Here is a 20778-nt window from a genome sequence, read left to right on the forward strand (position 1 = left end):
ACATTGTATCGTCGCAATCCAACAAATCAATAACTGTTTAACTGTTTTACCTTCTGCGAGCTGGGCCCGGCTTCGGAACCGGCGCGCATCGGCCGGGACCACCCGCCCGCTCACCTGAACCCCGAGCCAAACTCGGCACACAACCAACCGCCAGGAGGACCACATGTCGCTGTCCGGGAAGACCATGTTCATCTCCGGCGCCAGCCGCGGCATCGGCCTGGCGATCGCCAAGAAAGCCGCCGCCGACGGCGCCAACATCGCGCTGGTCGCCAAGACCGCCGAACCACATCCCAAACTCGAGGGCACCGTCTACACCGCCGCCAAGGAGATCGAGGAGGCCGGCGGGCAGGCCCTGCCCATCGTCGGAGACGTGCGTGACGGGGACTCGGTGGCCGCTGCGGTCGCCAAGGCCGTCGAGCAGTTCGGCGGCATCGACCTCTGCGTCAACAACGCCTCGGCGATCAACCTCGGCTCGATCGAGGAAGTACCGCTCAAGCGCTTCGACCTGATGAACGGCATCCAGATCCGCGGAACCTACGCGGTGTCGCAGGCCTGCATCCCGCACATGAAGGGCCGGGAGAACCCGCACATCCTCACCCTGTCCCCACCGATCCGGCTGGAGTCCGAGTGGCTCAAGCCGACCGCGTACATGATGGCCAAGTTCGGGATGACGCTGTGCGCGTTGGGCATTGCCGAAGAGATGCGTGAGGCGGGAATCGCGTCGAACACGCTGTGGCCACGCACGCTGGTGGCCACCGCCGCGGTACAGAACCTGCTCGGCGGCGACGAGGCGATGGGCCGCGCCCGCAAACCCGACGTCTACGCCGACGCCGCCTATGCGGTCTTCAACAAGCCGGCGCGCGAGTACACCGGCCAGAGCCTGCTGTGCGAGGACGTGCTGGTGGCCAACGGCGTCACCGACCTGTCGGCCTACGACTGCGTGCCCGGCTCGGACCTCGGCGTGGACCTGTGGGTCGACACCCCCAACCCGCCCGGATACACCGCCTCGTAGCAGCCCCAACCCAGGCGAATGTGAACCGCTGCCCACCGCCCCAGAAGTGCCTTGTGGGATTGTGGGCAGCTTCGTGTGCACCGCCGATCCAGGATTAGTTAGTACATATATCGACTGTGTGCTCAATCACCGCACATCGACGTGCCCATAGCGCCTCCCCGGGTATAGCCTCACCTTGTACTGAACTTAGTTAGGTTAAGGCGGAGAGGTGAGAGTCGGATGCACATCACAATCGACGAAACGAAGTGCTGCGGTGCGGGCCAGTGCGTACTCGCCGCACCAGACATCTTTGACCAGCGCGAAGACGACGGTGTGGTCATCCTGCTGAACGCCGATCCCCCCGAGGACCAGTACGGTCCGGCGCGGGAGGCGGCGGCGGTGTGCCCTGCCGCACTGATCGAGGTGCACGAATGACACCAGCGCCTTCCGTGCTGATCGTGGGCGCCTCGGCGGCCGGGTTATCGGTTGCTGAGAATTTGCGGAGAGGCGGCTTTGCCGGGCGGCTGACGATGATCGGCGAGGAGCACCACCTGCCGTACGACCGTCCGCCGCTGTCCAAGGAAGTGCTGTCGGGGCTCTGGCCGGACAGCAAGACGCAACTCCGGGATCGGAGCACGCTCTCCCAACTCGACATCGACCTGCGGCTCGGGACAGGCGCTGAACGCGTCGACAGCGCCGCTCGCATCGTCACCGATGCTGACGGTACCCAGATCGCCTACGACGACCTGGTGATCGCCACGGGGGTCCGCCCTCGCCCACTGGCCGGCACCGAGGGTCTCCAGGGGGTGCATGTGCTGCGTACCCTCGACGATGCTCAGCGGCTGCGCTCAGCTCTCGACGGGCGTCCGCGCTTGGTGATCGTCGGCGCAGGATTCCTGGGCGCCGAGGTGGCTTCAGTGGCACGCACCGCCGGGGCCGACGTGACGCTGGTTTCCGATATCGAGTCGCCCTTGTCGGACGTGCTTGGCACCGAACTCGGCGGGCTTTTGCTGCGCGCGCATACCGACCACGGCGTGCGCCTCAAGACCGGTGTCAAAGTAGCGGCCGTCACGCACCACGACAACCGGGTCGCGGGAGTGGAACTGGCCGACGGTTCGACGTTGCCCGCCGACGCGGTACTGGTTGCGATCGGATCCATCCCCAATACCGAATGGCTTGCCGGCAGCGGTATCCCGATTGGCGACGGGGTTATCTGTGACGAATTCTGCCGCGCCCAACCCGGAGTGTGGGCGGCCGGCGATGTCGCCTCATGGCACCACGTCGAGCTCGACGAGCGCCTCAGGCTGGAGCATCGCACCAACGCTGCCGATCAGGGTATCGCGGTGGCGCGCAACATCCTTGCCGCCGACAGCCCTACGCCGTTCACACCGGTCCCCTACATCTGGTCGGACCAATACGACCTGAAACTGCAGATCTACGGACAGACCCGCGGGGCAGATGCATTTACCGTCGTCGACGGCGATCTGGCCGACCGCAAATTTGTCGCGGTCTACGGCAAGGCCGGACATGTCCGTGGGGCCGTCGGCGCCGGGATGATCCGCCCACTACGGGCGGCGCGCGCCCTCGTCGCCGCCCGCGCACCCTGGTCCACCATCGAACAAGGAGCATCAGTATGAGTGTTCAAACCCACAGCGCTACAACAGACCCCGTGCGCATCGCACCGCGAGCCGGCGTCATCGGCCTCGGCATGATCGGTGGCGGTGTCGCTGTCAGCCTGGCCCGCAGCGGACGCATCCCGGTCGTCTACGACATCCGCCCCGATGCTGCCGACGACCTGCTGGGAGTACCACCCGTGGCGGCCTCGCCCGTCGACGTGGCCCGCGACAGCGATGTCGTGCTGGTTGCCGTGGTCGATGCCGCCCAAGCCAGGACCGTGCTGTGTGCCGATGACGGTGTGCTCGCCGGCGCTCACCCGGGCCTCGTCGTGGTGTTGCTGAGCACCGTTGCAGTCCCGGTGGTGCATGAGCTCGCCCGGGAGTGCTCGGCCAAGGGTGTCGAATTGCTGGACTGCGGAGTCACTCCGGGGGATCAGGCTGCCAACAACGGACTGGTCGCCATCCTCGGCGGCAACGACGACGCCGTCCGCGCGGCGATGCCCGTGCTGGTCGACTTCGCCAAGGAGGTGGTGCACTGCGGGCCCCTCGGTGCCGGCATGGCCACCAAGATCGCCCGGAACGTCATCACCTACGGCACCTGGCGCGCAGTCCACGAGGCCGCAGGACTCGTCGACGCCGCCGGTGTTGCACCGGAAAGGCTGATCGAGGTGGTTCAGGCAGCCGACCCCGAGGGCGCCACGCTGTTCTCCTGGCTGCGCAATCAGATTGCTGCACAGCCGGATACCCGCGCGCTTGTCCCGCAAGTGCGCCGTTTGATGGACAAGGACCTCGCTGCTGCACAAGAACTGGCCGCCGATTGCGGTGTCGTCGTACCGCTGGTCGACGCCACCCGCAGTAACGGCGCTGAAACCCTGGAAATCCCCGTAAAGGAGCAGTCATGAGTGAGACCACCCACCTCGGTTTGAAAACCATGGACGCCGTCTACGGGCCCGGTTTCGCGGATTCGCTTCCCGACGACTGGACGCCGATGTTGGAGATGACCGTTGATCACCTGTTCGGCGAAGTATGGAGCCGGCCGGGCCTGTCCATTCGGGACCGTCGATTGCTCGTCCTCGGCGCCACCGCGGCGCTGGGCCGGGCCGATCTGATCGAGATTCAGGTGCGCGGTGCGCTGGCCAACGACGAACTGTCCGCGGGCGAACTGCGCGAAGCCGTTCTGCAGCTGCAGTACTACGTCGGCTGGGGCAACGGAACCCAGCTGAACAACGGTGTCGAGGCCGCGCTGCGGGCCCACGCCGAAGGCAATCACGATAAAACGGAGAACCACAAATGACCATCGAACTCGACGTTCCCGCCATGCCCGTCGAACGGCAACGACTGCTCGACCCGCCAATGGCCTACTACCACTTGCGCGAAGAGCAACCCATCACCCGAATCCGGTTCCCCAGCGGCCGAATTGGTTGGCTGGTAACGCGATTCGAGGAAGGCAGCCAAGTCTTCTCCGATCCGCGGATGAGTTCCGCACGGCCCCGCCACGACGTGCCGCCCGAGGAAGGTGTCGATCCCTATTCGAACGACACCTCCGAGGCCGTCGACCCGACGTTCGTGTTCATGGACGAGCCCGACCACAGCGCCTACCGTCGGCTGCTCTCAGGGCGGTTCACCCCGAAAGCCGTCCAAACACGGTTGCAGCCCTACATCGACCAGATCGTGACCGAGCATCTCGACACCATTGAAGCGCTCGGGGCGAACGGCGAACCGGTCGATCTCATCGAACATCTGGCCCTGCCCATCCCGTGCCTCGTCATCTGCGAGCTACTGGGTGTCCCGTACGCCGACCGGGACAAATTCCACCACGCCACCGAGGCCATGATGGACACCAGTCGGACTCGCGCCGAACGTGCTGAAGGCGGCCTCTGGCTGCGTGATTACATCACCAAATTGGTCGCCGAGAAGCGAGCCGATCCCAGCTCAGAAGGACTGCTGGCCGATCTCATTCGCAGCAGCCAGGAGGAAGGCTCGATCCTCACCGACAACGATCTGGTGTCCATCGGAGTCCTCCTGCTGTTCGCCGGTCACGACACGACCATGGCGATGATCGGCTTGTCCACACTCACGTTGCTCACGCACCCGGAGGCACGGCAGAACCTGGTGGAACATCCCGACAAAGTGGGCCCCGCGGTGGAGGAACTGCTCCGCTACCTCACCATCGTCCAGTTCGGCCTCGGCCGGACCGCGAAGGAGGATCTGGAAATCGGTGGTCAGCAGATCGCCAAGGGAGACCTCGTGGTGGTGGCCATGCCTGCGGCCAACCGGGACCCGCGAGTGTTCGACAATCCGGATGGACCCGACTTCGACCGGAAGATCACCCGGCACCTGGCCTTTGGCTATGGCGTACACCAGTGCCTGGGGCAAAATGTCGCCCGTGCCGAGTTGAAAACCATTCTGCCGCAGTTGTTCACGCGGTTCCCGGGGTTGCGCCTGGCGACGCCGCTAGATCAGGTCGAGATGGATACTTATGGGACGAACTACGGCGTGCGCAAACTTCTCGCCACCTGGTGATCCCACACTCCGCGATCGGCACCGCTTAGGCTGGACCGGCGGTGTCGATTGCGGAGGTGTGGTGGAGCAGGTAGCAAACGCGCCTGCGCGGCGACGACGCCGGCGCGGGCAGGGAGATCTTCGCGGCGAGGTGCTCGACGCCGTGAACCGGCTGCTCGACAGATGGGGTAGCGACGAGAAGCTCACCATGCGCGCCGTCGCTCAGGAAGTCGGAGTCGCCGCGCCCAGTATCTACCTGCACTTCTCCGACAAGGCCGAGCTGGTCTGGGCGGCCCTGTCCGAGAAATACGCTCAGCTGGCTGACCAGATGGACGTGGCTGAACGCACCGCCGATGGGGAGGGGCCGCGCGAGCGGCTCCGCGCCCAGGTCCATGCCTACTGCCGATTCGCGATGGACAATCCGGGCCACTACCGGCTGATGTACGAAATACGACAACCAGCAGTGGACCCTGAACGGATGGGCCTGCACCCGGCACGGCAGGTGTCGGGCCGGCTGCGACGCGCATTGGCCGCATGTGCCGACGCGGGCTATCCGCTCACCCTGCCGCTGTACCAGGCGACGCACACCCTCTGGACCGGCCTGCACGGCTTGGTGTCGATCCAGCACAGCCTTGCCATGGCGGGATCGATCGATCAGCTCGACGACTTGGCCGACGGTCTCCTCGACGTGCTGGTCAGCGCGGAACAGCGCGACGGCCCAGCGTATCCACCGCAAACAGACGTCGACCGCTTCATTGCCGAAACCGTCGTCGAGGAGCCTTAGCTCAATCGACCGTCGACGAAGACGCTTTCTGGAATACCGTCGTCCAGACCCTCCGGCATCGAACGGCCATTGCGAGCCAGCAGGTCGACTGCGCTCACACCAGTGGCTTGCCAGCCGTGGGCTTCGAGCCAGTCGACGACCTCAGTACGCTCCTCCTCATACAGGAGGTTGCCCGATGCCGCGACGTCCTCCCGGCCGAGTTTTGCAGCGGCTTCGCGATACCGCTGCATCTGCTCCTCGCGACGCGCGAAACTCTCGGCGCTGAAGAACTCGTTGCTGAATGCCTCCACCGCTACCCGACTGCCCGGCGCGCTCAACTCTGTGATCCGCTCGAACAGCACATCCTGCGCCTCGGCCGTCAGGTACGGCAGCAGCCCCTCGGCCGACCAGGCCGTCGGCGCTGTGGGATCGAAACCCGCTGCGCGCAGCGCGGCCGGCCAGTCGTTGCGCAGGTCGATCGGAACACCTACATAGGTCGCCAGCGGTGATACGCCCCGCGCTTCGAGAGTGGCGAACTTGAAGTCGAGCACCTTGGGTTGATCGATCTCGTACACCACGCTGCCGGCGGGCCAGTCCAACCGCCAAGCCCGGGCGTCCAGACCTGCAGCGAGGATCACCGACTGCCGGATGCCGCCCGCCGCCGCGTCGGTGAAGAATTCGTCGAAGAACAACGTGCGCGACGCGGTGTAGCCCATCATCGCCTGCATCCGCTCTTTGAAATGCGGGTCCAGTTCCGCCAGTTCGGCGGGCAATTCTTCTGATCGAAGGTACATGTTCCAGAGACCATCGCCGGCGGCCTCCAGAAACATCTGCGCATACGGATCGCGGATCAACGGGTTCTCACTGTTGGTCTCCGCTGCCCGACCCGCGGCGACACCCAAGGCGGTGGCACCCACGCTCTCGTTGATGTCCCAGCTGTCGCCTTCTGTTCTAGCCATAGTTGCCCCTTCGCCGTCTTCGTCCGCAGTCCACGGACGAGCTGCAAATTATTATACTGACTAACTTTCCCTGGGCGGTGGGAAGTAGATCTCCTGGGCCGCCGTGCACACCAGATCGCCGGCCCGGTTATAGATCGCACCCGTCGCCAGAGCGCGTCCGGCGACCCCGGTGGGTGAGGTCTGTTCGTAGATGAGCCAGTCCGAGAAATCGGCGGGCCGGTGGAACCACACTGTGTGGTCGAGTAGCGCCGAGATGTCATATTGCGATTTCCGCATCGGCCCCAGCGTGGTCTCCACCGGCGTGAGGGCGCTCTGCAGGGTGAGTACGCAGCTGTTCACGACCGGGTCCGGCGGAATCGCGCCCCTGGCACGCAGCCAGATCCGACTGACCGGCCCCGCCGGTTCGCCTGAGTCCATGGCGATGCGGGGCGGCGGATCGACATAGCGGACGTCGAACGGTCGTTCCTCGATCCAGAACCCGCCGAACTCTTCGGCGTAGGGCGCGAGTTGTTCTTCGATGGGCATCAACGATTCCGGAGGTGGCGCCGGCGGCATTGTGCGCTGATAGTCGGCGGAGACGACGCCGGCAGTGAACGAGGCGAGGCCTTCCATCAGCACCTCGCCGGCCTGGGTGGCGGCGATCCGGCGGGTCGAGAAGGTGCCGCCATCATGCAGCCGGGCGACCTCGAACCGGACCGGCCGACGGGCGTCACCACGGCGCAGGAAGTAGACGTGCAAGCTGTGTGGCCGGCGCCCCTGCGCAGTCCGGCTTGCCGCCATCAGCGCTTGCGCAGCGATCTGACCACCGACAATGTGATGGTTGGGCGGATCGGGTTGGGTGCCCTCGAAGATGTCGCCCCCCAACGCTGCGAGTTCGAACAGGTCCAACACATCCGCCAGCGTTACCAGCATCCAAACCTCGATCCTCGTGTCACTAAAACGATAAATAGTTTACTGTTTGTGAAACATCGGCGCGAAGGAGGACGTGGCAACGTGCGGATCATCGTTACGGGCGGAAACAGTGGCGTCGGCAGGGCGACCGCCGGCGCGATGGTCACGGCAGGCCACCAGGTGGTGATCGCCTGCCGGACCCTGAGCAAAGGCTACGAGGCCGCCGAGACGATGTCCGGCGACGTCGAAGTACGCGAACTCGACCTGGCCGATCTCACGAGTGTGCGCAAGTTCGCCGACACGGTCGACTACGTCGACGTACTGGTGAACAACGCCGGCGTCCTGGGCCTGCCACTCACCCGTACCGCGGACGGCTTCGAAGCCCACATGGGCACCAACCACCTCGGCCACTTCGCATTGACCTGCCTGCTCGGCGACCGGATCCGCGATCGCGTGGTGGCGGTGGCCAGCACGAACTACCAAACGGCCCATATCCACCTTCACGACCTGAACTGGGAGCACCGCAAATACAACCCGTGGGCGGCGTACGGGGAATCCAAGCTGGCCAACTTGCTGTTCGTACGTGAGTTGACGGCTCGCGGAGTAACCGCGTACGCCTCGGATCCGGGGATGACGAACACGTCGATCACCCGTGACGGTTCGGGTGCGCTGCAGTGGGCCGGGCGCGTGATTTCACCCCATATCGCCCAGAGTCCGACTGACGGCGCACGTTCCACCATTCAGGCGATCACCACGACACTGCCCAATGGCACCTACATCGCCCCGCGTGGCCCGTTTCACCAGTGGGGCACACCGAAACCCACCAAACTGAAAGACAAGGCCCGGGACGCGAACAGCGCAAAACGGTTGTGGGAGTTGTCCGCCGAACTGACGGGATGCGAGTGGCAGGGCTACGGAAAGTGACCGCGGAAGGCACCAATCAGATTCAGCGGCTGGTCATCGGCCGGTCGCTCACCGCCTCGAGAGGAACGAAATGACGCCTGACACCGAATATCAGCGACCGCAGCTGCGGCTGGCGCCCAGCCCGACCGCAGAGTCGCGGGCCTTCTGGACGGGGGGCGAGCACGGTCAGCTGCTGATCAACCGCTGTCATGGTTGCGGGCATTTCTTCCACCCGCCTGGCCCAGCCTGCTGGCGTTGCCGGAGCACCGATGTCGCACCAGAGCCGGTCTGCGGGCGCGGGAAGGTGACTACCTATACCGTCAACCGCCAGCCCTGGATCCCCGGGTTCGAACCGCCCTACATCGTGGCAATGGTCGAACTCGATGATGAGCCAGACGTCCGGCTCATCACCAATGTGGTTGGGGTGTCTGAGAACGACATTCGAATCGGCATGACCGTCGAGGTGTTCTTCGAAGACTGGACTGCGCTCTCGGGAGCCGAGGACAGCCGGGTCTGGCTACCGCTGTTCCGTCCGGTCGGCACGGCCTGAACTCCCACGCCGGCAGGTCTATTTTATGACGAATTCTGGTATGCGGTAGCCACTTTCGCCGAGGTCACCGATGCGCAGCTTGACCTCTTGGCCGATTCGCACGTGAGCAGGATCGGCGTCGATGACAGCGTTGATCCGCAGGCCGCGTTGTTCGGCGAGTTCGATCAATCCGACGATGTAGGGCGGTGTCCTGCCCGGGACCAGCGGTTGGCGCACCACAACGTAACTGAACACAGTCCCGTCGCCGCTGACTTCGTCGAAATGCACCGGGCCGCCGGTGTAACGGCTGCGCTCCAGCGGCGGGTGGATCCACTTCCCGGTGTCGTCGCACCGGCACAGCATCAACTTGCCGTTCTTCAGCCCGTCCCAATACGGCGCCGTATCCGCGTCGGGCACTGGAATCGGTGGCAGGAGCGACGGATTCGTCATGGCTTCTCCCTGCTGTAGACATTGGCGCCGCCGAACGGCCCGCCGCCGGCGGTGACGAGAGCGAGTTGTGCGTTGTCGACCTGACGCAGACCGGCGGCGTGGCGCAGCTGCAACGCCGCCTCGTAATGGTGGTTGAGGCCGTGTATGTACCCCTCGGACAACAGGCCCCCGTGCGGGTTCACCACCACGTCACCACCGTAGGTGGCCCGGCCCGTGGAGAAGAACTTGCCGACCTCACCCTTCTCGCAGAAGCCGAACCCCTCCATGGTGGCCATCACGGTGTAGGTGAAGCAGTCGTACATACAGGCCAGATCCATATCGGCCGGCGTCAGGCCGGTCTTATCCCAGATCTTCGGTCCGGCTGTCCGCGAATACATCTCGGTGGGGTCATCCCATTCCGTCCAGCCGGCACCCCCTTGAGAGTTGGAGGACCCAACCAGCCACATCGGCGGCTGCTTGGCGTTACGGGCGATGTCCTCGCCGGTGATCAGGATCGCCACGGCGCCGTCGACCTCCGAGGTGCAGTCCAACACCCGGAACGGTTCGTTGATCCAGCGTGCGGCGAGATAATCGTCCATCGTCAACGGATCCCGGCGCAGCGCATGTTCGTTGGGGCCGGCATGTGCACGCTGGGTGATCGCGATCTGGCCGAGATCCTCTGACGTCGAGCCGTATTCGTGCTGATGCCGGCGGGCCCACATGGCGAACCACTGCGGCGGCACCATGAAGCCGGAAGCCGTGTCGAACTGGTCGTGATGCGCCACCTGCATCGGGCCTTCCACATGGCCGAAGCGGTAGCCGGACCGGCCATTGAGTGACCGGTACACCAGCACTGCCTTACACATTCCGGCCTCGATCACCGCGGCAGCGGTGGCGATCTGGTCGGCCACCAGATTCCCGCCGCCGTACATGGCATTGGCCCAGGCCAGTTCGTCAATGCCCAGCGCCCACCCGACGTAGATCGGTTGTTCGGAGTCGTTGACCATGAATGTGCAGATACCGTCGATGTCGGCCGGTGTCAGGCCCGCATCGGCGATGGCGTCGCGGCAAGCGGCCACCGCCATCCCTCGGGTCGTTCGGCCGGACTTTCGGCCGTAGGTGGTGCGTCCGATACCGACGACGGCACACGCGCCCACTATCGGTCCGCGAGAACACGTTCGCCGCGCGGAGCCCAACCAGTCAAGGACACGGTGGTCAGATCCAGCCACTCCCCGAGGGTCAGCGTCCCCGCCATGACGCGTTTGAGAAACTCCCCCATCACCACATCGGGCTCGTCGCCGAGTTCGTAGATCACCATGTAGCGATGACTCGGTGGCGTCAACTGCGCGGGTAGATCTTGATCGTCGGGCACCTTCACTTCGGCGATGTCGTACCGCTGAGCTGCCACCACACCGGGCACGTCGAGAACCTCAGGAAGGTGCCGGGTGTCGTACCACTTGTTGAAGGCATCATCGGTGCCCTCGATCGGGTTGGTCAACACAACGAACAGATTCGGGGACACGCCACACACCCTTCTCATCGGCCAGCGGTGCCCGTCACATTATGACAGTCAACTGTCACAGTCAACGAACGTACGGACCCTATTCCGCGCGACTGTCACGAAGTTTCAAAGTGTTCCTTGCGAAGTTCGGCCTTGCGGACCTTGCCCAATGAGGTGCGCGGCAATGTTTCGACGATCGCCAGGCGTTCCGGGGTCTTCTGTCTGGCCAACCCGGAGGCGGCGAAGTGCTCGCGCAGGCCGTCGAGATCCAGTGCGGCGCCGCGCTTGAGGACCACCACTGCCGCTACGGCGTCGCCGTAGCGCGGATGCGGGGCTGCTGGCCGTTACCCGGTGCCGTTGGATTATGTCGACGGCCGTCGCGGGATCCCACCCATCCATGAAGACCGAGCGAGATCCCGAGATCAACGGCCGCAGTAGCGTTCCCACTCCCGCGATGTGGCCCGGCGGGAAGGTGACCAGCTGGACCACGTCGTCGCCGCCACTCACCAGGTCCGGCAGCGTTCTCTGCTCCGCGTTGATCGAATTATGGCTGTGCTGGACCCCTTTCGGGGCTGATGTGGTCCCGGAGGTGTAGATCAACACGGCTACGCCATCGGGTGACGCCGACTGTGACGGGCGGCGATATTCCGGGCCGGATAGTTCCGGCCAACTGAGATAGCCGTCGCCCGGTTCCGCTTCGACGATCACCAAATGTTCCAAGGTGAGGATCTTCGAGAACTCACCGAAGCGGTTGAGGTAGGACAGGGACCGGAACCGAGCCGGCATGATCAGCACCTTGGCCCTCGATTCGGCCAGAATGAACCCAACCTCGCTGGGACCGTACATGTGGACGATCGGGATCAAGGTGGCGCCGCGCATCAGCACTGCCCCGTACGCGATTGCGCACTCCAGCCGATTGGTCAGCTGCACCGCCACCACGTCACCGGTGCCGATACCCAGCCGCTGCAAACCTGCAGCGACATCTTGCGACCGCCGAAAGATCTCCGCCACGGTGCTCGCGGTTTCGACGCCGTCGGCCACGAAAACCACCGGGGTGTCGCCATGTTCGGCCGCACCCGACTCCAGAGCATCGATGAGCGTGCGTCCCGAGTACCACCCCTCGCGGCACCACCGGTCACGCAGAACGGTGCGGTCGAATCGTGCGTCCGCTGTCGCAGTGCCGGACATGTGGGCTCCTCCGCATCTTGACGATTGACAGTAAACTGTCATAATGGCGTGGGCGCGGCCTGGATACCGTTGAATCTGAACTCACCGCATTGCCACCGGGCCATCGATTCGGAAGGCACAGAATGCGATTCACCGTGTACCTACCCAACTGCATGCACGTCGCCGCGATCACCCAGCCATGGGAGCACGATCTCACAGGGAGTGACATCGCCCGCGTGGCGCAACGGGCCGAGGAGCTCGGGTACTCAATGGTCTTCCTGCCCGAGCACTTCTTGACACCGACATCTCATGTCGAACTCTCCGGGAACCACTACTTCGACGCCACTACCGCTCAGGCGTACGTCGCCGGCGCCACGTCAACCATCACCATCGGGTCGATGGTCACAATCCTCCCGTTGCACAACCCGATCGTCGCCGCGAAGCAGATCGCCACGCTCGACTGGTTCAGCGGGGGTCGAGCACAGACCACGATCGGCGTCGGTTGGCTCAAGGAGGAGTACGACGCCATCGGCGTCCCGTTCAACAAGCGGGGCCGGATGACAGACGAGTACCTCGAAGCGATGTTTGAGCTGTGGCAAAACGATTCACCGAACTTCGACGGCGAATTCGTCACGTTCAACGACATCGCCTTCGGGCCTAAGCCGGTCTCCAAACCCCATCCGACTCTGTGGATGGGCGGGGATGCCGACGCGGTACTGCGCCGGGCAGCCCGCTTCAGCGATGGCTGGGCACCGTGGCTGACCAAGCCCGACGAGCTGCCCGGCAAGTTGGACTACCTGTACTCACAGCCGGGTTTCGACGGCCGACCCTTCTCGGTGTTCTACAGCCTTGCAGTGCTGTCCATCGGCGAGGAACACGCCGTTGTCGATGACCCCAACGCGCAGTTCGGCCAGAGCGCTCAACAGGTCATCGACAACTGCAACATGCTCGCCGAGCGCGGCGTCACCGACACCTGGGTCAACCCGCCACCTTTAGCCGGCTTCGGCGCCTACCTGGACCACATGCAGTGGGTGGCCGAGGAAATCATCCCCAAGGTCGGGTAGGGCTACGGGCAGCCGGCGTCGTTGTAATGTCAGGACGTCGGACACGGTCGAGGAGGTTGGCGGATGGCACGGGGTGACCGTTCACCGCGAGGCGAGCACGCCGTCCGGATGCGTAACAAACTGTTGGAAGCGGCGCTGGATCTGTTCAGCGCCAACGGTTACGACGAGACGACCACCGATCAGATCGCCGAAAGCGCAGGCGTGTCCCCGCGTACCTTCTTCCGATACTTCGCGACCAAGGAATCGGTGCTGTTCTTCGGCGAGTATGACTTCATCGACGCGGTGAGCGGTGTCTACCTCGACCAACCCACAGAGATATCCGATTTCGAGGCGTTGGCGAACTCGTTCGCGTTGCTTGCGCCCAGACTCAAACGCATTCGCAAGCGGATCACGCTCTACCACGAAGCTGTCGCGTCCTCACTCGTGCTGCTGGGCCGCGAGCGCAGGAACCACGAGGCCAATGCCGAGACCGTGGCCAAGGTGATCTCCGAACGGCGCGGGCTGCCCTCCCCGGACAGTGATTGCCACCTGCTGGCATCCATCGGAATGCTGCTCGTCGAGCGTGCGCTCCATCAGTGGTTGTCGGCACCGGTGTGCGCCCTCGATGACCTGATACGTCAAGAGTTCGCCGCGTTACCGACCGTGCTGAAGTAGCGCGGGGCGGATCTAGAGCCGTCCGGCATAGAGGTACCGACTGCGCGGTGGACTTGATCTAACATTAGTGTCACTTCTATGGAGGTGACAGATATGCGGCCTGACCGACTCGTGGTCTGCGCAAGCCACAGCCCGGGCAAAGAACGCGACGTCGAGCACGCCTTCGGTCGCCGGTTCCGCTCGGCACTGGATTCTGCGGCCGAACGGGTGCGGCAATTCGACCCGGACCTGGTGGTGTTGTTCGGTGGCGACCACCGCCGTGCGTTTCGCCACGTGGTGCCTGCGTTCGGTGTCGCGTTGTCCGCGTCGATCCTGGCCGAGGGCGGCCACCCGGCCGGTGACCTCGATGTGCCGTCCCCTCTCACCCGTCTACTGTGCGAACACCTGCTGTCGGCCGGATTCGATATCGCCGCCTGCCGTGATATCGCGCTGGATCACGGCTTTGCGCAACCCATTCGGGACCTACTCGGCGAGCTGACCGCCAAACCCGTTGTCCCAGTGGCGGTGAACTGCGCCACCGCACCCCTACCTACCGCACGCCGCGTCGCAGGCTTCGCAACCGAGGTCGGCCGCTTCCTCGACGGCATCGACCAGCGCATTCTGCTGATCGGGACCGGCGGCTTATCGCATTCGCCCCCGAGCCTGGAGGTCGACACCTACGACCTCAGTGACGAGGAGCGGGCGCGGATCATCGCTGACGGCATGGCGGCCGCGCGCAACAAGATTCGCCCCGACTGGGACGCCGAAGTGCTTGACGCGATGTCGACCTGGGATCTGGAGGCACTGATCCGGCTCGTTGACAACGCGCACTCTCGTGCGGGCGCCGGCGCCAACGAAGTGCGCACCTGGCTGGCGGCCGGCGCCGCGGGCGGCGGCCGGCCGGTCACCCCACTGGTTTACGAACCCGTACCGGAGTGGATCACCGGAATGGCGGTCGCGACGTCGGCGTGAGGGACCCGTCTCGTGCGGGCACCGGCTGCGACGCAGGCGTTCGAGAGAACAACGGCGCGGGCGCCGGCTGACGGACGCCATCCACCTCGACAAACACGTCACGAGCCTGCAGCTGGGCATCCTCGGCCGCCTCGGCGACCGTCAGCACCGGGGTAACACAGGCGTCGCTGCCGTCGAACACCCGCGTCCAGTCATCGCGGGGCCGCTGCCGGAATGTCTCAGTAAGCACCCGCCGCATCTCCGGCCAGCCGACCTTGTCCCGTTGTGCACCAAGGGTTCCCGGATCGATCTCCAGCAGTCGCAGCATCTCGGCGAAGAACTCCGGTTCCAATGCACCCACTGCGACATAACCACCGTCCCCACATTCGTAGGTGCAGTAGAACGGCGCTGAGCCGTCGAAGATGTTGGTACCGCGCTGATCCGACCAACGGCCGTCGCCCAGCATCGACCACAACACGTGACCAAGCGCCGGAGCACCGTTGACGATGGCGGCGTCGATCACCTGGCCGCGCCCCGAACCTTGCCGCTCGACCAGGGCGGCAAGCACACCAAGGACAGCGAACATCGAGCCACCGCCGTAGTCGCCGACCAGGTTCAGCGGCGGGACCGGGGGACGGTCCGGAGTACCCATGGCATGCAGCAGCCCGGTCAGTCCGATGTAGTTGATGTCGTGCCCGGCCTGCTGGGAACGGGGGCCGGTCTGTCCCCAACCCGTAACCCGGGTGTAGACCAGACCCGTATTGCGACGACAGCATTCGTCGGGGCCGAGGCCGAGCCGCTCGGTGACGCCGGGGCGGAATCCTTCGATCAGGACGTCGGCGCGGTCGATCAGCCGGCATACCCGGTCGAGATCATCGGCGTTCTTCAGATCGGCGGCGATCAGACGCCGACCCCGCAGCGAAGCGCCACTGCCCGCGTGCCCCGGTCGATGTACTCGTAGCACCTCGGCACCGAGATCAGCGAGCACCATGGCGGCGTGCGGACCAGGACCCATGCCCGCCAGTTCGACGACTTTGACACCGACCAGAGGGCCACCCCTCGGTTCGCCGCCCCAACCGATATCTGACGCACCGTTCATATCACTGACCTTGCCTACTCGGGTTGTTAACCCGTCATGTTAGATTGCATCTGACATGTCCGTCACTATGTCCGGGAGTAACATCGTGAGCATCTCCGCGCTCGCCATCGTCGAGGAGCACCACGAGCTGGCCGAGGCCGCCGTGGGTCAGCTGTCCAGGCACAAGAGTCGCGCTGCCGCCCGCGCGACCCTCGACGGCGGTTCGCCATACCCGACCGACCTGTGGGAAGCGGCCGCGGCACTCGGTTGGCATGGGTTGGCCATCAGCGAGGAGCACGGCGGTTCGGGCTTCGGCATCGCTGAGCTGGCGATCGTGCTGGAAGCCCTGGGTCAGGAACTGTGCCCCGGACCCTTCCTGCCCACTGTGACCGCCGCATTGGTGATCGACCGCTGCGGTACCGATGTGCTGCGTGCGGCCCTTCTCCCTTCGCTGGCGAGCGGCAAACTGGTTGGTGCCGTGGGCCTCTCCACAGACATCGTGCTCGGCCGCGACTCGATCGCCAGCGGCACCGCCCGCGCCGTCGCCGGGGCGCCCGACGCCAGCGTGTTGGTCCTGGCCGCCGGTGCGGACCTGATCGTGGTGGACGCGGAAGCCGCCGGGGTGACCGTCACCGCGCTGGCCGGGTTGGACACCACCCGCAGCATCGGCGATGTAACCCTGCACGATGTCGAGCTACCCGCAGAACGAATCCTTTCGGGCGCGGACACAAAGGCGCGCTCGGCATTCCGTATTCTTGCTGCCGCCGAAGCGGTCGGTGTCGGCTGGGCGACGCTACGAATGGCCGCCGAGTACGTCAAGGTCCGCGAGCAGTTCGGACGCACGATCGGCACCTTCCAAGCGGTCAAGCATCACCTGGCCAACATGTTCATAGCCGCCCAACAGAGCACCGCGGCGGTGTGGGACGCGGCGCGCTCGAACGATCTGGACGATGCGTCATTCGCCGCCGCGGTCGCCGCGGCCCACGCCACACGTATGCAGACGTTCATCACGCAGAAGAACATTCAGCTGCACGGCGGAATCGGCTACACCTGGGAGCACGATGCCCACTTGTACCTGCGCCGGGCCCGGAGCCTGACCGCGCTGATCGGTGATACCGGCGACGCTCTGGCCGATATCTCCGAAGCGCAGCGCACCGGAGTCGCGCACGGCGCGTCGTTCAACCTGCCCGCCGAGGCCGACCTGTTCCGGCGGGAGGCAGCTGAGGCGGTCGAGCGGCTGCGTGGGCTGCCATCCGACGAGCAGCGGGATTACCTGGTCGATTCCGGCTATCTGGTGCCGCACTGGCCCAAACCGTGGGGACGCCAAGCCGGTGTGGTCGAACAACTCGTCATCGAGGAGGAGTTCGCGGGAGTCAGCGGTGTCGACCTGCCTGATCTGGGTATCACCGGGTGGGTGATGCTCACCATCGCGCAGGCCGGCACCGATGACCAGAGGGCGCGCTGGGTGGAGCCGGTGCTGCGCGGTCAGACCAATTGGTGCCAACTGTTTTCCGAACCCGGCGCGGGGTCCGATGCCGCAGCTGTGCGCACCACGGCCACCCGGGTCGACGGTGGCTGGCGGGTCACCGGGCAGAAGGTGTGGACCAGCTTGGCTCACGAATGCCAATGGGGCCTCGCGACGGTACGCACCGATCCGGATGCCCCGAAACACTCAGGTGTCACGATGATGGCGATCGACATGTCCTCCCCCGGCGTCCGGGTGCTGCCACTGCGTGAGCTCACTGGTGAGGCGTTGTTCAACGAGGTGTTCTTCGACGACGTGTTCGTCCCCGACAACGATGTGGTCGGGGACGTGAACCGCGGCTGGCTCGTGGCGCGGGCGACGCTGGGCAATGAGCGGGTATCCATCGGTGGCGGCTCCGGTGCCATCGGCGTGGGTGCCGATGACCTGATCAAGCTGCTGGACAACACTTCCCACGCAGTAGCGGCGCGCCGGGAGCACCGAGTCGGCGAGGTGATCGCCGAGCTTCACGCCCTGCGCCTACTGAATCTGCGCAATGCCAGCCGCGCCATGGCGGGCGGCGACACCGCGGCCGAGGCCAATGTGAGCAAGCTGCTGCAGGCCGAATCCTCGCAACACGTCAGTGAACTCGCGATCGAGCTGGCCGGAACCTCCGCGGTCGCCGGCGGAACGCCGGAGCTGACCCGCGCCTATCTGTACGCCCGGTGTCTGACCATCGCGGGCGGCACCTCGGAGATCATCCGCAACACCATCGCCGAGCGCCTGCTGGGGCTGCCGCGGGATCCGTTGGCGAAATGACGGACGCACCGCTGGCGGGGATCACCGTCGTGAGCCTGGAACAGGCGGTCGCGGCACCGTACGCGACCCGCCAGCTCGCCGATCTCGGCGCCCGAGTCGTGAAAGTCGAACGCCCCCAGGGTGGCGACTTCGCCCGCGGCTATGACCGTTCGGTACACGGCGAGTCGAGTTACTTCGTGTGGCTCAACCGCGGCAAGGAGTCTTTGACGCTCGACCTCAAGCAGCCCGAGGGCCTGCGCATCGTGCACCGGCTACTCGAGGATGCCGACGTGCTGGTTCAGAACCTCGGGCCGGGAGCGTCAGCCCGAATGGGTCTCGATGCCGAGTCGGTGGCCCGCTCGCATCCGCGGATCATCACCGCGACCATCAGCGGCTACGGCCAGGACGGCCCGTGGAAGGACCGGAAGGCCTATGACCTGCTGGTGCAGGCCGAAGCCGGGCTGCTGTCGGTGACCGGTTCGCCGGCCGAGGTGGCACGCACCGGGGTGTCCATCGCCGATATCGCGGCCGGAATGTTCACCTTCTCCGGCATTCTCACTGCGCTGTACACCCGCGCGACCACCGGTGTGGCACGGCCGGTTTCGGTGTCATTGTTCGATGCGCTGGTGGAATGGATGTCCCAACCGCTCTACTACGGCCGGTACGGCGGGACCGCACCCGCCCGGACGGGCGCACGGCATCCGACCATCGCCCCGTACGGCCCGTTCACCGCCGGCGACGGCGATACGGTTCTGCTGGCGGTGCAGAACCCGCCGGAATGGCAGCGGTTCTGCGAAATCGTCCTGGAAAGAGCCGATCTCGTCGCCGATCTGCGCTTCGCCACCAACCCCGATCGCGTCACGCACCGCGACGAGTTGGAGGCCATCATCAGCGAAACGGCGGCCCGGTTGGCTACCGACGAACTCGAGGCACGTCTCGACAAAGCAGCGGTGGCACACGCCCGCATGAACGATGTCGAGCACCTGTCGGATCACCCCGTGCTCACCGGCCGCGACCGGTGGCGCAGGATTCAGACTCCGGGCGGGCCCGCCGAGGCGCTGCCCCCGCCGGCAGGCCTGGCGGGCGTCGACCCGCTGCTGGGTGACGTGCCGGCGCTGGGCGCGCACAGCCGAAAGATCCTGGGCGAGTTGGGATACCCGTCCGCTGGGATCGACGAATTCATCGCGGCAGGCGTCACTTCGACCGAGCGAAGAAACCACGCTTGATGCAGGTCATCAACAATTCGATGACCTCGTCCCGGCTCAGCTGCTCGGGTAGGTCGAGGGCAGCTTCAGGCACGCGGGTGACAAGTGACCGCAGGATCAGTGCCGAGATCACCGGGTCGTACGGGTACGCACCGGGTCGGCGGGTCAACATCCGAGCCGCGCCGATGTCCATCAGCACCTGACCGTTCTCGCCGATCCCGACAATCGTGGGGTCGTCGGTGGTGCCCTCGGCCCAAGCGTCGATGCAGCCGGAATACCGATCGTAAAACTCTACGTAAGTGGCCAGCCAATGCCGCAGCGTCGATTCGTCGGCCACCGGATCCACCTGCGCGATCCGTTCTGCGAATGCCTTTCCGGCCCCGTAGACCTCGGCACCTACCGCGGCGAGCAGATCCTGCTTGTCACTGAAGTACTTGTAGAAGGTGCCACGGGCCACTTCAGCGGCGGCGACGATGTCGTCGACACTGGTGCTTCGGTATCCCCTGGCCCGGAACTGCGCGGCACCGGCATCGGCCAGCGTCGTCACAGTGGCGACGGCGCGCTTGCTCAGGTTCGCGGTCCGCTCGGTAACGGACAGCCCCGTGAGATCTGGAGCGTCGGGCACCTGCACGGCGTCCACATCCGCTGCCGGGTCCGCGCTGGCATGCAGTCCCAACGACTTCAGCACCGCCGGTGGCGTATCGGGGAACAGCACCAACTGCAGGAATACCGACAGGGTGTCGATGGCGTCCTTGGCGCTGCGACCGTAGGCGCGGTCGGTGTGCACGAACAGGTTGATGCGGTGCACCAGCGCGGTCATCGTCATGGCCGCGACCTCGGGGTCCAGACCTTGCAGACCTGACGCGGCCAGGCGTTCGGCGAGCCGATGGTTGTAGCTGCGCACGAACCCCGTGATCGCGGGTCGCACCTTCGTGTCCGACGATGCGATCGCCGTCCACTGCACGAACATCGTGGAGTACTTCTCGAAGACCCAACTCCACTCGCCGAGCCACCAGTTCAGATTGTCGAAGCCGGTTTCGTCCGGTCCCATGGGACCGATGCGGCGTGCGACCCGGAACAGTGCGCTGCCGCATTCGTTCAGCAGCTCCAGGAAGATCTCGTCCTTGCCCTGGAAGTACTGATACAGCGCGGCCCGCGATATCCCGGCGGCCTTGGCGATCGCGTCGACCGAGGTGTCGAAGTAGCCGAGCCGACCGAACAGTTCCAGCGAGACCTCGGTTATCCGGCTGCGGGTGCTGGCCCCCCGGGCCCCCACAGCGGGGCTGGACGGGCCGTAACTGGCGCGGCGGACTATCGAGGCTTCGGACATGGTGTC

At 65.3% G+C, this 20778-nt stretch carries 22 protein-coding genes and 1 pseudogene; 14 read left to right on the top strand and 9 right to left on the bottom strand.

Features of this window, described 5'->3' with window-relative positions; all coding sequences use genetic code 11:
- Positions 1 to 163: 163 nt before the first annotated feature.
- From G6N44_RS10310 to G6N44_RS10335, 7 genes are all read left to right on the top strand, one after another.
- Positions 164 to 1012 (top strand): SDR family oxidoreductase, encoded by an 849-nt coding sequence (locus G6N44_RS10310; protein ID WP_163663676.1) that lies wholly within the window; start codon positions 164 to 166, stop codon positions 1010 to 1012.
- A gap of 219 nt (positions 1013 to 1231) precedes the next feature.
- Positions 1232 to 1426 carry a ferredoxin gene (locus G6N44_RS10315; RefSeq protein WP_061263290.1) on the top strand — a complete coding sequence of 65 codons (195 nt, stop codon included), beginning with the start codon at positions 1232 to 1234 and terminating at the stop codon, positions 1424 to 1426.
- Positions 1423 to 2628 carry an NAD(P)/FAD-dependent oxidoreductase gene (locus tag G6N44_RS10320; protein ID WP_163663678.1) on the top strand — a complete coding sequence of 402 codons (1206 nt, stop codon included), beginning with the start codon at positions 1423 to 1425 and terminating at the stop codon, positions 2626 to 2628. Before G6N44_RS10315 ends, G6N44_RS10320 begins: the two co-directional genes overlap by 4 nt.
- A complete protein-coding gene (locus G6N44_RS29220) occupies positions 2625 to 3509 on the top strand; it encodes an NAD(P)-dependent oxidoreductase (protein ID WP_197907503.1) in 885 nt (294 codons plus the stop codon). The genes G6N44_RS10320 and G6N44_RS29220 overlap by 4 nt, the downstream gene beginning before the upstream one ends.
- Complete coding sequence (locus G6N44_RS29225) at positions 3506 to 3901, top strand: carboxymuconolactone decarboxylase family protein (RefSeq protein WP_197907505.1); 396 nt, start codon at positions 3506 to 3508, stop codon at positions 3899 to 3901. The genes G6N44_RS29220 and G6N44_RS29225 overlap by 4 nt, the downstream gene beginning before the upstream one ends.
- Positions 3898 to 5130 carry a cytochrome P450 gene (locus G6N44_RS10330; protein WP_163663680.1) on the top strand — a complete coding sequence of 411 codons (1233 nt, stop codon included), beginning with the start codon at positions 3898 to 3900 and terminating at the stop codon, positions 5128 to 5130. Before G6N44_RS29225 ends, G6N44_RS10330 begins: the two co-directional genes overlap by 4 nt.
- 61 nt (positions 5131 to 5191) lie before the next feature.
- Positions 5192 to 5893 carry a TetR/AcrR family transcriptional regulator gene (locus G6N44_RS10335; RefSeq protein WP_235682992.1) on the top strand — a complete coding sequence of 234 codons (702 nt, stop codon included), beginning with the start codon at positions 5192 to 5194 and terminating at the stop codon, positions 5891 to 5893.
- On the opposite strand, the gene G6N44_RS10340 is transcribed toward G6N44_RS10335, so the two are convergent.
- Positions 5890 to 6831: an SAM-dependent methyltransferase gene (locus G6N44_RS10340; RefSeq protein WP_163663684.1), complete on the bottom strand. Its 942-nt coding sequence runs from the start codon at positions 6829 to 6831 to the stop codon at positions 5890 to 5892. The two genes, G6N44_RS10335 and G6N44_RS10340, sit on opposite strands and share 4 nt — an antisense overlap.
- Positions 6832 to 6891: 60 nt before the next feature.
- Complete coding sequence (locus G6N44_RS10345; RefSeq protein ID WP_163663686.1) at positions 6892 to 7743, bottom strand: acyl-CoA thioesterase; 852 nt, start codon at positions 7741 to 7743, stop codon at positions 6892 to 6894.
- Positions 7744 to 7824: 81 nt separating this feature from the next.
- Here G6N44_RS10345 and G6N44_RS10350 point away from each other — a divergent pair, with 81 nt between their 5' ends.
- Positions 7825 to 8646 carry an SDR family NAD(P)-dependent oxidoreductase gene (locus tag G6N44_RS10350; protein WP_163663688.1) on the top strand — a complete coding sequence of 274 codons (822 nt, stop codon included), beginning with the start codon at positions 7825 to 7827 and terminating at the stop codon, positions 8644 to 8646.
- Positions 8647 to 8716: 70 nt separating this feature from the next.
- Positions 8717 to 9175, top strand: coding sequence for a Zn-ribbon domain-containing OB-fold protein (locus G6N44_RS10355; protein ID WP_163663690.1), 459 nt, complete (start codon positions 8717 to 8719; stop codon positions 9173 to 9175).
- Between the two features lie 18 nt (positions 9176 to 9193).
- Here the strand turns inward: G6N44_RS10355 and G6N44_RS10360 are convergent, their stop codons facing one another.
- From G6N44_RS10360 to G6N44_RS10375, 5 genes and pseudogenes are all read right to left on the bottom strand, one after another.
- Positions 9194 to 9604 carry a Zn-ribbon domain-containing OB-fold protein gene (locus G6N44_RS10360; RefSeq protein ID WP_163663692.1) on the bottom strand — a complete coding sequence of 137 codons (411 nt, stop codon included), beginning with the start codon at positions 9602 to 9604 and terminating at the stop codon, positions 9194 to 9196.
- Positions 9601 to 10668, bottom strand: coding sequence for a thiolase C-terminal domain-containing protein (locus tag G6N44_RS10365; RefSeq protein WP_163663694.1), 1068 nt, complete (start codon positions 10666 to 10668; stop codon positions 9601 to 9603). Before G6N44_RS10365 ends, G6N44_RS10360 begins: the two co-directional genes overlap by 4 nt.
- A gap of 71 nt (positions 10669 to 10739) precedes the next feature.
- Positions 10740 to 11105: a DUF4286 family protein gene (locus G6N44_RS10370; protein ID WP_163663696.1), complete on the bottom strand. Its 366-nt coding sequence runs from the start codon at positions 11103 to 11105 to the stop codon at positions 10740 to 10742.
- 95 nt (positions 11106 to 11200) lie between these two features.
- Positions 11201 to 11383, bottom strand: a complete 183-nt coding sequence (locus tag G6N44_RS29450) for a hypothetical protein (protein ID WP_308213806.1) — start codon at positions 11381 to 11383, stop codon at positions 11201 to 11203.
- Positions 11384 to 11477: 94 nt separating this feature from the next.
- Positions 11478 to 12314, bottom strand: a pseudogene (locus tag G6N44_RS10375) (AMP-binding protein); the annotation flags it as partial.
- Positions 12315 to 12394: 80 nt separating this feature from the next.
- Between G6N44_RS10375 and G6N44_RS10380 the strand changes: the two are divergent.
- From G6N44_RS10380 to G6N44_RS10390, 3 genes are all read left to right on the top strand, one after another.
- A complete protein-coding gene (locus G6N44_RS10380) occupies positions 12395 to 13315 on the top strand; it encodes a TIGR03619 family F420-dependent LLM class oxidoreductase (RefSeq protein WP_163663698.1) in 921 nt (306 codons plus the stop codon).
- A gap of 63 nt (positions 13316 to 13378) precedes the next feature.
- The gene (locus G6N44_RS10385; protein WP_163663701.1) at positions 13379 to 13969 is read left to right on the top strand and encodes a TetR family transcriptional regulator; all 591 of its coding nucleotides are present in this window, start codon (positions 13379 to 13381) and stop codon (positions 13967 to 13969) included.
- Between the two features lie 93 nt (positions 13970 to 14062).
- Positions 14063 to 14920, top strand: a complete 858-nt coding sequence (locus tag G6N44_RS10390; RefSeq protein ID WP_163669790.1) for a 3-carboxyethylcatechol 2,3-dioxygenase — start codon at positions 14063 to 14065, stop codon at positions 14918 to 14920.
- Here G6N44_RS10390 and G6N44_RS10395 read toward each other — a convergent pair.
- Positions 14889 to 15998: a CaiB/BaiF CoA transferase family protein gene (locus tag G6N44_RS10395; RefSeq protein WP_163663703.1), complete on the bottom strand. Its 1110-nt coding sequence runs from the start codon at positions 15996 to 15998 to the stop codon at positions 14889 to 14891. The genes G6N44_RS10390 and G6N44_RS10395 overlap by 32 nt on opposite strands.
- A gap of 85 nt (positions 15999 to 16083) precedes the next feature.
- On the opposite strand from G6N44_RS10395, the gene G6N44_RS10400 reads away from it, so the two are divergent.
- Both G6N44_RS10400 and G6N44_RS10405 read left to right on the top strand, forming a co-directional pair.
- On the top strand, positions 16084 to 18258 hold the full coding sequence (locus G6N44_RS10400) for an acyl-CoA dehydrogenase family protein (RefSeq protein WP_163663706.1): 2175 nt from the start codon (positions 16084 to 16086) through the stop codon (positions 18256 to 18258).
- Positions 18255 to 19463 (top strand): CaiB/BaiF CoA transferase family protein, encoded by a 1209-nt coding sequence (locus G6N44_RS10405; protein ID WP_163663708.1) that lies wholly within the window; start codon positions 18255 to 18257, stop codon positions 19461 to 19463. The genes G6N44_RS10400 and G6N44_RS10405 overlap by 4 nt, the downstream gene beginning before the upstream one ends.
- Here the strand turns inward: G6N44_RS10405 and G6N44_RS10410 are convergent.
- Positions 19432 to 20772: a TetR/AcrR family transcriptional regulator gene (locus tag G6N44_RS10410; protein ID WP_163663710.1), complete on the bottom strand. Its 1341-nt coding sequence runs from the start codon at positions 20770 to 20772 to the stop codon at positions 19432 to 19434. The genes G6N44_RS10405 and G6N44_RS10410 overlap by 32 nt on opposite strands.
- Between the last annotated feature and the right edge of the window lie 6 nt (positions 20773 to 20778).

This window comes from Mycolicibacterium alvei (assembly GCF_010727325.1).
GTDB classification, from domain to species: domain Bacteria; phylum Actinomycetota; class Actinomycetes; order Mycobacteriales; family Mycobacteriaceae; genus Mycobacterium; species Mycobacterium alvei.